Source organism: Rahnella sp. EDr1-12 (assembly GCF_049206505.1).
GTDB classification, from domain to species: Bacteria; Pseudomonadota; Gammaproteobacteria; order Enterobacterales; family Enterobacteriaceae; genus Rahnella; species Rahnella rivi.
On sequence record NZ_JBLZNY010000002.1, the window covers coordinates 342,491 to 356,423 of the forward strand.

The 13,933-nt window shown below is 49.4% G+C and carries 9 protein-coding genes; 3 read left to right on the forward strand and 6 right to left on the reverse strand.

All coding sequences use genetic code 11. The annotated features are described in order from the left end of the window. Positions 1-28: 28 nt before the first annotated feature. The 6 genes from ACO0U8_RS11070 to serC all read right to left on the reverse strand — a co-directional run bounded on the left by ACO0U8_RS11070 (position 29) and on the right by serC (position 8,100). Positions 29-2,308 (reverse strand): ComEC family protein, encoded by a 2,280-nt coding sequence (locus ACO0U8_RS11070; protein ID WP_421670790.1) that lies wholly within the window; start codon positions 2,306-2,308, stop codon positions 29-31. Positions 2,309-2,552: 244 nt separating this feature from the next. Beyond that, positions 2,553-2,837, reverse strand: coding sequence for an integration host factor subunit beta (gene ihfB, locus ACO0U8_RS11075; protein WP_013574835.1), 285 nt, complete (start codon positions 2,835-2,837; stop codon positions 2,553-2,555). Between the two features lie 60 nt (positions 2,838-2,897). Beyond that, positions 2,898-4,610 carry a 30S ribosomal protein S1 gene (gene rpsA / locus ACO0U8_RS11080; protein ID WP_056769263.1) on the reverse strand — a complete coding sequence of 571 codons (1,713 nt, stop codon included), beginning with the start codon at positions 4,608-4,610 and terminating at the stop codon, positions 2,898-2,900. 120 nt (positions 4,611-4,730) lie between these two features. Continuing rightward, on the reverse strand, positions 4,731-5,429 hold the full coding sequence (cmk, locus tag ACO0U8_RS11085) for a (d)CMP kinase (RefSeq protein ID WP_056769261.1): 699 nt from the start codon (positions 5,427-5,429) through the stop codon (positions 4,731-4,733). Between the two features lie 197 nt (positions 5,430-5,626). Further along, positions 5,627-6,910 (reverse strand): 3-phosphoshikimate 1-carboxyvinyltransferase, encoded by a 1,284-nt coding sequence (gene aroA / locus ACO0U8_RS11090; RefSeq protein WP_421670992.1) that lies wholly within the window; start codon positions 6,908-6,910, stop codon positions 5,627-5,629. Positions 6,911-7,014: 104 nt separating this feature from the next. Next, entirely contained in the window at positions 7,015-8,100 is a 1,086-nt protein-coding gene (serC, locus tag ACO0U8_RS11095; protein ID WP_056769258.1) for a 3-phosphoserine/phosphohydroxythreonine transaminase, read from the reverse strand. A 306-nt stretch (positions 8,101-8,406) separates the two neighbouring features. Between serC and ycaO the strand changes: the two genes are divergently transcribed. The 3 genes from ycaO to pflB all read left to right on the forward strand — a co-directional run bounded on the left by ycaO (position 8,407) and on the right by pflB (position 13,859). Next, positions 8,407-10,170 carry a 30S ribosomal protein S12 methylthiotransferase accessory factor YcaO gene (gene ycaO, locus ACO0U8_RS11100; protein WP_056771810.1) on the forward strand — a complete coding sequence of 588 codons (1,764 nt, stop codon included), beginning with the start codon at positions 8,407-8,409 and terminating at the stop codon, positions 10,168-10,170. A gap of 474 nt (positions 10,171-10,644) precedes the next feature. Next, entirely contained in the window at positions 10,645-11,502 is an 858-nt protein-coding gene (focA, locus tag ACO0U8_RS11105; protein WP_056769256.1) for a formate transporter FocA, read from the forward strand. A 74-nt stretch (positions 11,503-11,576) separates the two neighbouring features. Beyond that, a complete protein-coding gene (gene pflB, locus ACO0U8_RS11110) occupies positions 11,577-13,859 on the forward strand; it encodes a formate C-acetyltransferase (protein WP_122094770.1) in 2,283 nt (760 codons plus the stop codon). The last annotated feature ends 74 nt before the right edge of the window (positions 13,860-13,933 follow it).

The following is a 13,933-nucleotide window of genomic DNA, read 5'->3' on the forward strand; positions in this document are numbered from 1 at the left end:
CCAGCATCGAAAGAAATAGCGGTCTATTCTACTCATTATCTTCTGATACTCCAAACCGGTGGTGGTACCAACGTGGGATTAATTGCTCACGTAAGCCCTTAATTGCCCAATAATCATCATAAATGAACAGACTCAGTTGGCCTGATATTGATGTCGAGCGCCAGTCATGGCGGGCTTTGTTGTATCTGCTAACAACTTTACGGGCAGGAAGGTGCCATTTATTGAAGCGGGCAGCCGATGCCAGGGCAATATCCGGCTGAACGGCACGCAGGAAAGGCGGCGTCGAGGAAGTATTGCTGCCATGATGCGGCACCTGAAGGAACGTAGACTTTAATCCCTCCCGCCATTTCTTGATGAGCGCTTTCTCGCTTGCCGACTCGATATCGCCGGTTAACAGGAGACTGTATCTTCCGTCATCAACACGTATGACACAGCTGTCCGCATTGCGCGCATCCGCAGTGGGCTTCTCCGGCCAAAGCACGGTGAAATTCAGCCCCTGCCACAGCCATTGCTGACCCGCAATACAGGGAAGATGAGGTACACCGGAAATCGAACTGTCACGAAGATTTGCAGCAGGATACATCGTTTGCAGAAACTCAAAGCCGCCGCGGTGGTCCATGTCATTGTGGCTGATAATAATCTGTTCAAGCTGAATATTTTTCCAGCGCAAAAATGGGGCGATATTTTGCTCTGCCGCGGAACCCCCTTCCCAGCGGTTGCCTGTGTCGTAAAGAACGCCTTTTCCGTCCTTACTGATAAGTACAGAAAGCCCGTGCCCGACATCCAGCATGTCCACCCTCCAGCGCTCAGGCGGTGTTCGTGTACACCAGCAGAACGAGATCAGCCCGAGTGAAATTAACATCGACAGGTAATGCCTGAGGCAACACAGTCGCCAAAAGACAATGGTCAGCCACCCGGAAAGGCTGATGAGCAGGAAAGATTCCCCCAGCGGATGCCAGCCTTCAGAAAACAACTTAACCCCCCACATTGCCAGGCTGAGCGTATGGTCTGCCATCTCCCAGATTATATTCTGTACTTCATGCATCCATCCGGCAGGCGGTATGTTTAGCATGAGTGCCAGCAAAACCAGCGGCACAGTCACCAGAGATACAATCGGAACAGCCCACATGTTAGCCATGAAGGACGATATGTTAAGACCGTGGAAAATGGCAATTTGTAAGGGCAGCAGCAGTAACGTCATGCCTGCCTGCAAATGTCCCCAGCGTAAAAAAGACCAATACCAGGCTCGCTGAAAATTTGCAGGTAATGGCATCCATTGAAACCAGAAAATTAATGAAGCCACGGCAAAACAGGATAGCCAGAAACTGTCTGACAAAATATTCATCGGGTCAGCCAGTAAAAGTAAAGCGACACCCCATAACCAGACCTGCCACGGATGGCAACGCAAGCGGAGCAAACGCAATAATATCCACAGCGAGACAGCCAGCGCGGCGCGCAATGCCGGCGCATTACAACCTGAAAGCCAGGTATAGGTCAGGAGGAAAAGCTCACTGATTAGCAGAGGGAACCGATAGTCAATCAGCCTTACCGGCAAAATAAATTGTAATCCGCGTGCAAACCACCAACCAAACAAGGCCGCGATTCCGATGTGCAACCCTGAAATGGCCACCAGATGGGCAATACCCGTTCGTTGCAGCAGAAGTTTTTCTTCGCCGTCGATCAACCCTTTCTCACCAAAAGCTAATGCAATCAGAACCGGTGTATTCTTAAGTTCGGGCATCGCATGTTGTACCCGCTGAATGAATTGCTGGCGAAACGAGCTGTCGGCATCAAGCAGCACGCCATGCTGGATAGTTGCCGTCAGCGGTGCATGGCCTGCCAGTGCCCAGCGTTGAGCGTCAAAACCGCCTTCATTTAACAGGCTATGAACAGGACGAATGTTGGCGGTCATTTTCCATCGTTGGCCTGCTAACAGCGGGGTTTGTGCCCCTTCCCACCTGGCACGAAACAGCAGAGGTGGGAATACCCACTTTCCTTCTATCTTTTCTATTTTATAAAACTGCGAGGAGGCGCCCTCTTCTCCCAGATTGATACTTTGCAAGCGAGCGACGACTTCACGATTAGGGCCCGTCAGTGTAAGCGCTTGCTGCACCAGTGTTCCGCCCTGTATCGCTGCCCAAATGAAAGCCAGCAGAGCGAATGAAGTCAGCGTGAATATTTTTGGCTGTAATCCCGGCAGCACCCAGTCGATACATCCCAGAACTATGAGTTGCAGTGTCGACGGAAGGTGAGCAATAAACACCAGCGGCACCATCCCGACAATGATGGCAACAGCGACCTCGTCCAATGAGATTTTAATAGTATTCCCTCTGCGTTAGTCATAGAGCCACCCTGGCCAGATTCTGGCTGGAGTATGTTATTCAGCACATGAGGGAACAAGCATCAGGTTGATACGGTGCGAGGTATTACGCAAAAAGTAAGAAGAAAATCAAAGAAAGGAGTTGGCTGAATTTGAAGCAAAAAAAACGGCGCCTTAAAGGCACCGTTTTAGCATTCGCTATAGGCAGTCATGTATGTTTCAGGCCGAAACCTTAGCCATAAATGTTCGCGCGATCACGCAGCTCTTTGCCTGGTTTAAAGTGAGGGACATACTTGCCATCCAGCTCAACTTTGTCGCCAGTTTTAGGGTTGCGCCCAACACGCGGAGCACGGTAGTGAAGAGAAAAACTGCCAAACCCACGGATCTCGATGCGTTCACCATCAGCCAAGGTTGCAGCCATATGTTCAAGCATCTCTTTCACTGCATCCTCAACAGCTTTCGCCGGGATATGAGAGTGCTGGCCAGCAAGTCTTTCAATAAGTTCAGACTTGGTCATAGTACCTCCAAGCTTTGCAGCTAAACTACCGTATCGGGGCGGCAGGACCGCCCCCCGTCATTACTCGCCTTTTGCCGCTTTGAACGCTTCAGCCATAGCGTTAGAGAAGTTGCTTTCTTCTGCTGGTTTGTTGTTAACCACAGCGATTGCATCTTTCTCGTCTGCTTCGTCCTTAGCACGGACGGACAGGCTTACTACGCGGTTCTTACGATCAACACCGGTGAATTTAGCTTCAACTTCATCACCAACGCTCAGAACCAGAGTTGCGTCTTCAATACGGTCGCGAGAAGCTTCTGAAGCGCGCAGGTAACCTTCTACGCCGCCAGCTAATTCAACTGTAGCACCTTTGGCGTCAACTGCAGTGACTTTACCAGTAACAATAGTACCTTTCTTGTTAACAGACAGGTAGTTATTGAATGGATCTTCAGCCAGTTGCTTCACGCCCAGGGAGATACGTTCACGTTCTGCGTCAACCTGCAGGACCACAGCTGCGATTTCGTCGCCTTTTTTGTATTCACGTACTGCTTCTTCGCCTGCAACGTTCCAGGAGATGTCAGACAGGTGAACCAGGCCGTCGATGCCGCCGTCCAGACCAATGAAGATACCGAAGTCAGTGATTGACTTGATTTTACCTTCAACACGGTCATTTTTGTTGTGGGTTTCTGCAAACAGCTGCCATGGGTTAGATTTGCATTGTTTCAGGCCCAGGGAGATACGACGACGTTCTTCGTCGATGTCCAGAACCATAACTTCAACAACATCACCCACGTTAACAACTTTAGATGGGTGGATGTTTTTGTTAGTCCAATCCATTTCAGAAACGTGAACCAGACCTTCAACGCCTTCTTCGATTTCTACGAAGCAGCCGTAATCAGTCAGGTTGGTAACGCGACCAGTCAGTTTAGTACCTTCTGGGTAACGTTTAGCGATAGCGACCCATGGATCTTCGCCCAGCTGTTTCAAGCCAAGGGATACACGTGTACGTTCACGGTCGAATTTAAGCACTTTAACAGTGATTTCATCGCCAACATTGACGATTTCGCTTGGGTGTTTAACACGTTTCCAAGCCATATCAGTGATGTGCAGCAGGCCATCAACGCCGCCCAGATCAACGAATGCACCGTAGTCAGTAAGGTTCTTAACGATACCTTTAACTTCCATGCCTTCCTGCAGGTTTTCCAGCAGTTGATCGCGCTCTGCGCTGTTCTCAGACTCAATTACTGCACGACGGGAAACAACAACGTTGTTGCGTTTCTGGTCCAGTTTGATGACTTTGAACTCAAGATCTTTGCCTTCAAGATGCAGCGTGTCGCGAACAGGACGAACGTCTACCAGTGAACCTGGCAGGAACGCACGGATACCGTTCAGCTCAACAGTGAAACCGCCTTTAACTTTACCGTTGATAACACCGGTAACAGTTGCAGATTCTTCGTAAGCTTTTTCCAGCGTGATCCAAGCTTCATGACGTTTAGCTTTTTCACGGGACAGCAGAGTTTCACCGAAGCCGTCTTCGACAGCGTCCAGCGCAACATCAACTTCGTCGCCAACCTGGATTTCCAGTTCGCCCTGTGCGTTTTTGAATTGTTCTGCCGGGATTGCAGACTCAGATTTCAGACCGGCGTCAACCAGTACGATATCTTTGTCGATGGACACAACAACACCACGAACGATGGAACCAGGACGGGTTTCGATTGTTTTTAAGGATTCTTCAAAGAGTTGAGCAAAAGATTCAGTCATGTTGTTAATCTTTAGGTTCTTAAGTTTAACGTCCATCTGGCGTCCTGCTGGATGGGGTTGTTTCAAATGCCCCGCTACAGATCCTTGCGGCGAGGTTAAAAAAAACTATAGCCAAAATTGGCACTGAATAGATTCCAGCGCCAAATTAAGGCTCGATTACCGGGTTTGTTTTTGCGGCAATCCTAAAATTTCTGTGGCATAAGCCAGCGCTTTTTCGATGACTTCATCAATGGACATACTGGTTGAATCCAGTAATAACGCATCGGAAGCAGCCACTAAGGGCGCAATGGATCGGTTACGATCTCGGTCATCACGTTCCTTGATCTCGGCTAAAAGCCGTTCAAAGTTAACACTAAAGCCCTTTTCCTGCAACTGTAGCATTCTTCTGTTTGCACGCTCTTCTGAGCTGGCGTCGAGAAATATTTTGACCGGCGCATCGGGAAAGACCACCGTGCCCATGTCTCGCCCGTCGGCAATCAGGCCTGGCGCCTCACGGAACGCGCGCTGGCGACGCAGTAATGCTTCGCGAACGCGAGGGAAAGCAGCCGCCTGAGACGCGGTATTACCTACCGTTTCGGTGCGGATCTCATTACTGACATCCTCACCTTCTAAAATTACCTTTAACTGCCCATCCTGAGCGACAAAACGCACGTCGAGATGTGCGGCAAGCGGAACTAACGCCTCTTCTGAGACGATATCAACCTGATGATGAAGTGCTGCCAGCGCTAAAACCCGGTAGATTGCTCCGGAATCCAGTAAACGCCAGTTAAGGGCTTCGGCCAAAGCTTTACACAATGTACCTTTACCTGCACCACTTGGCCCATCAACGGTGATTACCGGGGCTATAGCCGTCATTTTTGTCTCCTTTCGGTGGGTGATACCCGCTTCATTAGCCTCATAGGACTAATTCAGGAGCGGCATTATACGCTGCCTTTGCGGCAACTGTTACCCCACATTTATCAGTTGTCTAAAAAGCGGACGGTTCTCAGTGATAAAAAGCAAAAAAAAACGGACATCCAGGATGTCCGCTCTCTGACCCACCTAGTTATAGACTATGCCAGCGTACTTATAGCGGCGAGACGATCAAAATAATCAGGGAAGGTCTTCGCGGTACACTTAGGATCGAGGATCGTTACCGGCGTATCGGACAACGCTACCAGCGAGAAACACATCGCCATGCGGTGATCGTTATAGGTGCCAATCTCTGCGAATTTAAGGGATTGCGGTGACTCAATGCGAATATAATCCTCACCCTCTTCCACCGTTGCACCGACTTTACGCAGTTCGGTCGCCATTGCCGTCAGTCGATCCGTTTCTTTCACGCGCCAGTTATAAATGTTGCGCAGCGTAGTGGTCCCTTCAGCAAACAGCGCTGCCGTCGCGATGGTCATGGCTGCATCCGGGATATGGTTCATGTCCATATCAATGCCTTTCAGTTCGCCGCGGGTACATTCGATGTAATCATCCGCCCAATGAATAGTTGCACCCATTTTTTCCAGCACATCTGCAAAGCGGATATCACCCTGCATGCTGTTTTTGCCGATACCGGTGACGCGAACGGTGCCGCCTTTGATAGCCGCAGCGGCCAGGAAGTAGGACGCAGAAGACGCATCGCCTTCAACGAGGTACGAACCTGGAGAGACATACTGCTGACGGCCTTTGATGCTAAATTTCTGGTACTGGTGATTTTCTACATCAATACCAAAGGTTTTCATCAGATTTAGCGTGATATCAATATAAGGTTTGGAAACCAGATCACCTTTAATCTGAATCGTTGTGTCGTTATCAGCCAGCGGAGCTGTCATTAATAACGCGGTCAGGAATTGGCTGGAAACACTTCCATCGACACTGACATCCCCGCCGGTAAATCCACCGCGCAGGCGCAATGGCGGATAATCTTGTTGCTCGAGATAATCAATTTGCGCACCGCCCTGACGCAGCGCGTCAACCAGATGCCCGATCGGACGCTCCTTCATGCGTGGCTCACCGGTCAGCACAACATCCTGTTCACCCAGGCATAACGCAGCAGCCAGCGGACGCATTGCTGTACCTGCGTTACCGAGAAACAATTCCAGGGCTTTAGCATTGGAGAAAGCGGTGCCCAGCCCCTCGATTTCACACTCAGTATGGGAGGCTGACAGGCGATGAGTCACACCCAGCTGTGTCAGTGCATTTAGCATGTGGCGCACATCGTCACTGTCGAGCAGGTTAGTCAGGCGGGTAGTGCCCTGTGCAAAAGCAGCCAGTAACAGTGCACGGTTAGAAACACTTTTTGATCCAGGTAAATTGATGCTGCCGTTAACCAGTGCAACGGGTTGTAATGTCAGGGATTCCACTCTTTCTCCAATTCTTCTTTTCATAAAATGACCCCGGACATTGAGCCGGGGTCATTTTTAAGGCTTCTTACTAAAGCATTCTGCAGGCCTGAAAGCCAGCACACTTAACCGTGGCGTTTTTCGAACTCCGCCATAAAGTCGGTCAGGGCTTTTACGCCTTCAATCGGCATTGCATTATAAATAGATGCGCGCATACCGCCAGCAACACGGTGACCTTTAAGCGCATGCAGGCCAGCGTCCTGTGCCTGATCGAGGAACAATTTGTCCAAAGAAGCATCCGCCATCTGGAAAGGAACGTTCATCCACGAACGGTTGGCCGTCGCTACCATGTTGCGATAAAAGCCGGTGCGATCGATAGCGCCATAAAGTAATTCGGCTTTGGCCTGGTTACGTTTCTCCATCTCGCGTAAACCGCCCTGCTCTTTCAGCCACTTAAAGACCATACCAGAGAGGTACCAGGCGAAAGTCGGCGGAGTGTTGAACATAGAGTCGTTCTCAGCCAGCACGGTGTAATCAAGGATGGAAGGCAGTTCAGTGCGGGCTTTCCCCAGCAAATCTTCGCGGACGATCACCAGCGTCAGACCTGCAGGGCCAATATTTTTCTGCGCGCCCGCGTAAATCACGCCAAAGCGGCTGACATCAATCGGGCGGGACAGGATACAAGAGGAATAGTCGGCGACCACAATCTTGTCACCGAAATCAGGCATTTCATCAATGGAAACACCGTCGATTGTTTCATTCGGGCAGTAATGAACGTAAGCGGAATCTGCATTCAGTTTCCATTCGCTCATCGGCAGAATGCCACGCTTACCGTCAAGGTTCGTGGTGACATCAATCACATTCGGGGTGCAGTATTTTTTGGCTTCATTGACTGCGCTATGTGCCCAGTAACCACCATCGATGTAATCAGCAGAGGATTTATCGCCCAGCAGGTTCATGGGCACCGCGGCGAATTGAGCACGTGCGCCACCGTGGCAGAACAGCACTTTATAGTTCTGGGGAATATTCAGCAGGTCACGGATATCCTTCTCGGACTCTTCAGCAACCTGAATAAACTCCTTACTGCGGTGACTGATTTCCATCACCGATGTACCCAGTCCGTGCCAGTTACAAAGTTCCTGTTCCGCACGACGCAATACTTCAGCCGGGATCATTGCCGGGCCAGCACTAAAATTATAAACCTGAGTCATTTCCCCTCACCACTTCTCTGAGACAGCCACATTGTAAGCACTAATTTAACGGTTTTATCATCCGAGACAAGGAGTCTGCAACGGATATTGATTACGACCTGATAAACAGCGATGAGATCTCGGTCACAAGGTTCATTCCTCCCTGGAAAGCTGATTTAACAGGATTATCTGTTCATGTCCGAACCATGCTCCGCGCCTTTGACCAGGCGAGTTACAACGCGATTACATTCTTAACACGAATACATGGAGGTGCATCGCAAAACCCCGTATCATTGCGCGTTTTTAGCACGCTCAAAAGTGAACTCAATGACGCAAACTTTTATTCCTGGTAAAGACGCGGCGCTGGAAGACTCCATTTCCCGCTTCCAACAAAAACTCACCGATCTCGGTTTTAATATCGAAGAAGCCTCCTGGCTGAACCCGGTTCCGCACGTCTGGTCAGTGCATATTCGCGACCGCGACTGCCCGCTGTGCTTCACCAACGGAAAAGGTGCGAGCAAGAAAGCCGCTCTGGCGTCTGCACTGGGTGAATATTTTGAGCGTCTGTCGACGAACTATTTCTTTGCCGATTTCTATCTGGGTAAAGAAATTGCCAATGGTGATTTCGTTCACTATCCGAACGAAAAATGGTTCCCTGTGGCTGAAGATAACAGCCTGCCGGAAGGAATTCTGGACGAGCGTCTGCATGAATTTTACGATGCCGATAAAGAGCTGGTTGCCAGTGATCTGATCGACCTGCAATCAGGCAACCCGGATCGCGGGATCTGCGCGCTACCGTTCACCCGTCAGTCAGATCTGCAAACCGTTTATATTCCCATGAATATCATCGGCAACCTGTATGTTTCGAACGGGATGTCAGCCGGTAATACCGCTAATGAAGCGCGTGTTCAGGGGCTGTCTGAAGTCTTCGAGCGTTACGTTAAAAATCGTATCATCGCGGAATCCATCAGCCTGCCGGAAATTCCTGCTGACGTGCTGGCGCGTTACCCGGGCGTGGTGGAAGCAATCGCTAAACTGGAAGAAGAAGGGTTCCCGATCCTTTCTTATGACGCGTCACTGGGCGGCAATTACCCGGTCATTTGTGTGGTGCTGTTCAACCCTGCAAACGGCACCTGCTTCGCTTCCTTTGGCGCACACCCTGATTTCGGTGTGGCACTTGAGCGCACAGTCACCGAATTACTACAGGGCCGCAGCCTGAAAGATCTGGACGTGTTCACCGCCCCGACCTTTGATGACGAAGAAGTTGCCGAGCACGCAAACCTCGAAACCCACTTCATCGACTCAAGTGGTTTGATTTCATGGGATATGTTCAAACAAGATGCAGACTACCCGTTTGCAGACTGGAGCTTCAGTGGCAGCACTGAAGAAGAGTTCGCGACGCTGATGGCAATTTTCGACAAAGAAGATGCTGAAGTGTACATCGCCGATTACGAACATCTGGACGTTTATGCCTGTCGCATCATCGTTCCGGGCATGTCTGATATTTATCCGGCTGAAGATTTACTGCTGGCAAATAACAGTATGGGTGCACATTTGCGCGATCAACTGCTGGCACTGCCGGACAGCGATCTGCCAAAAGAAACCTATCTCGAGATGATTACTCAACTTGATGATGAAGGTCTGGATGACTTTACACGTGTGCGTGAACTGCTGGGTATTGCCAGCGGCAAGGATAATGGCTGGTACACCCTGCGCGTTGGCGAACTGAAATCTATGCTGGCACTGGCGGGCGGCGATTTCGATCAGGCACTGACCTGGGCTGAGTGGGCTCACGAGTTCAACTCATCGGTCTACAGCGACGAACGCAATAACTACTACCGTTGCCTGCAAACCTTATTGCAGTTGTCACTGGAAGAAGATCGCGAGCCAGCGCAGTATTACAACGCTTTCGTAAAAATGTACGGCCAGAAAGCCGTGGAAGATGCCTCTGCTGCAATCAGCGGCGAAGTTCGCTTCCACAGCCTGTTTGCGGTTGATCCTGACCTCAAAGCGCTGCCCGCCCATCAGGCATTGCTCCGTGCTTATGAAAAGCTGCAGGTCGCTAAACGTCGTCACTGGTCGAAAGCCTGATGTAAACGGCATCCTGACTGAACCTGAACCGGCAGAGCACTCTGCCGGTTTTTTTATTTCTGGTTCGTCTGAGCTCCCTTATTTGGATAGCGGGATTTGACTCGGGGCCGGAAATGGCGTGTAATTTCGCGCGCTATACTGACGGGTTAGCATTTTTAAAGGATAAATAAATTCCGAAGCCTGAAAAGTTAATTGGGTGTAAAGAAATCAAATTCAAATCAATGACAATAATTAACAGCCGATGTTTTTTATTTACCTATTAAGAAGAATAATTTAAGTATTCATCAACTTTTTTTGTAAAAATTAAAATGTTTTTATTTAATTAATTTCAACAAGTTAAGCCAAAAAGTACCTATGCAGTAGTAGACAATAATGCATCGAAATCCTCCCCGTATGATCCACGTCAATTTTTACGTTATACTGCTTTGCTAGTATCTCGTTGCGCAGTGCATAGCCCTGAATAAGAGAGTTAATGTGAAAACTGACAACCCCTTCGATCTTATATTACCCGCCGCTACAGCTAAAGTTGCTGAAGATGCCGGCGTTTATAAAGCCACCAAACAGCCGTTAAAAACGTTCTTTTTAGCCATTACTGCTGGCGTCTTTATTTCTATTGCCTTTGCTTTTTATATCACTTCCACCACAGGTACCGGCACCGTTCCTTTCGGTCTGGCAAAACTTGTCGGGGGCATATGCTTCTCTCTGGGTCTTATGCTGGTCGTGGTATGTGGTGCTGATCTCTTTACCTCTACGGTGCTGATTGTCATTGCGAAAGCCAGCGGTCGTATCACCTGGGGGCAACTGGCACGCAACTGGGCCAATGTCTATATTGGTAACCTGATTGGCTGTCTGTTCTTTGTCGCCCTGATTTGGTTCTCCGGTGAATATATGGTGGATAACGGTTTGTGGGGACTCAACGTTCTGCAAACAGCCGACCATAAGATGCATCACACCTTTATCGAAGCTGTGTGTCTCGGGATACTGGCTAACCTGATGGTTTGCCTGGCTGTCTGGATGAGTTACTCCGGCCGCAGCCTGATGGATAAGATGTTTGCCATGATTCTGCCGGTAGCCATGTTTGTCGCCAGCGGCTTCGAGCATAGCATCGCCAACATGTTCATGATCCCGTTAGGTATTGTCGTTAAGAACTTTGCAACACCCGAATTCTGGCAGGCTGTCGGTGCAACACCGGCACAATTCGCAGAACTGAACGTCAGTAACTTTATCATCGATAATCTCATCCCTGTGACCATAGGTAACATCATCGGGGGTGGCTTGCTGGTAGGGTTAACGTACTGGGTTATATATCTTCGCGATGAGAAAAATCACTGATTCAACGTGGATTCTCGTTACGACAGTTTTACACGCGATTTTTAAAGAAATCCAAATTAGAAGGTAGGTGCAAGATGTCCAAGCTCAATGAAAAATTGACCAACGCATGGCAAGGCTTTAGTGCTGGTGAATGGCAGAATGGCGTAAACGTCCGTGACTTCATTCAGAAGAACTACACCCCGTATGAAGGTGATGAGTCCTTCCTGGCTGGCGCGACTCAGGCGACAACCACCCTGTGGGATAAAGTAATGGACGGTATCAAACTGGAGAACAGCACCAAAGCTCCGGTTGACTTCGATACTGACGTTGCGGCTACCATCACTTCTCATGACGCTGGCTACATCAATAAATCTCTGGAAACCATCGTTGGTCTGCAAACTGACGCGCCATTGAAACGTGCCCTGATCCCATTCGGCGGCATCAAAATGGTAGAAGGTTCATGTAAAGTTTATGGCCGTGAACTGGATCCAGCGCTGAAAAAAATCTTCACCGATTATCGCAAAACGCATAACCAGGGTGTGTTCGACGTTTACACAAAAGACATCCTGAACTGCCGTAAATCTGGCGTGCTGACCGGTTTACCCGATGCCTATGGCCGTGGCCGTATCATTGGTGACTACCGTCGCGTTGCACTTTACGGTATCGACTTCCTGATGGCTGACAAATTCGCACAGTTCCAGTCTCTGCAAGACGACCTGGAAAATGGCGTGAATCTGGAAATGACCATCCAGCTGCGTGAAGAAATCTCAGAACAACATCGTGCTCTGGGTCAGATTAAAGAAATGGCTGCTAAATACGGCTACGACATTTCTGGTCCTGCAACCAGCGCGCAGGAAGCTGTTCAGTGGACTTACTTCGGCTACCTGGCTGCGGTTAAATCTCAGAACGGTGCAGCAATGTCCTTCGGCCGCGTATCTACTTTCCTTGACGTGTTCATCGAACGTGATATCAAAGCAGGCAAACTGAACGAAGAACAAGCTCAGGAACTGATTGACCATCTGGTTATGAAACTGCGTATGGTACGTTTCCTGCGTACTCCTGAATATGATGAACTGTTCTCTGGTGACCCAATCTGGGCAACAGAATCCCTGGCCGGTATGGGTGTTGATGGCCGTACTCTGGTGACCAAAAACAGCTATCGTTTCCTGAATACCCTTTACACCATGGGGCCTTCACCAGAACCGAACATGACCATTCTGTGGTCTGAAAAGCTGCCAATGAACTTCAAAAAGTACGCAGCCAAAGTGTCTATCGATACCTCATCTGTACAGTATGAGAACGATGACCTGATGCGTCCTGACTTCAACAACGATGACTACGCTATCGCTTGTTGTGTGAGCCCGATGGTTGTGGGTAAACAAATGCAGTTCTTCGGTGCTCGTGCAAACCTGGCGAAAACCATGTTGTACGCAATCAACGGCGGCGTTGATGAAAAAATGAAAATCCAGGTTGGCCCGAAAGAAGCGCCAATGATGGATACCGTGCTGGACTATGACAAAGTCATGGATCGCATGGACCACTTCATGGACTGGTTAGCAAAACAGTACGTGACTGCACTGAACATCATTCACTACATGCATGATAAATACAGCTACGAAGCTGCATTGATGGCACTGCATGACCGCGATGTTTATCGCACCATGGCGTGTGGTATCGCAGGTCTGTCTGTTGCTGCTGACTCCCTGTCTGCTATCAAATATGCCAAAGTAAGCACCATCCGCGACGAAGACGGCCTGGCTGTCGACTTCAAAATTGAAGGCGAATATCCACAGTTCGGTAACAACGATTCTCGCGTAGATGACATCGCTTGTGACCTGGTAGAACGTTTCATGAAGAAAATTCAGAAACTGCGTACCTACCGTGGCGCTGTGGCAACTCAGTCTGTTCTGACCATCACCTCTAACGTGGTTTATGGTAAGAAAACCGGTAACACTCCAGATGGTCGTCGTGCTGGTGCGCCATTCGGTCCAGGTGCAAACCCAATGCACGGTCGTGATCAGAAAGGTGCCGTTGCCTCCCTGACTTCCGTTGCTAAACTGCCGTTTGCTTACGCGAAAGATGGTATTTCTTATACCTTCTCTATCGTTCCTAACGCGCTGGGTAAAGACGATGATGTGCGTAAAGCGAACCTTGCGGGTCTGATGGATGGTTACTTCCATCACGAAGCGTCCATCGAAGGTGGTCAACACCTGAACGTGAACGTCATGAACCGTGAGATGCTGTTAGATGCGATGGAACACCCTGAGAACTATCCTCAGCTGACCATCCGTGTTTCAGGTTACGCGGTACGCTTCAACTCACTGACTAAAGAACAGCAACAAGACGTTATTACCCGTACTTTCACTAAGTCCCTGTAATAACTCACCCTTTCGTTTAGTGTGATAAAAAGGCTCCACATCGTGGAGCCTTTGTTTCATCCGCCCTACTCTTT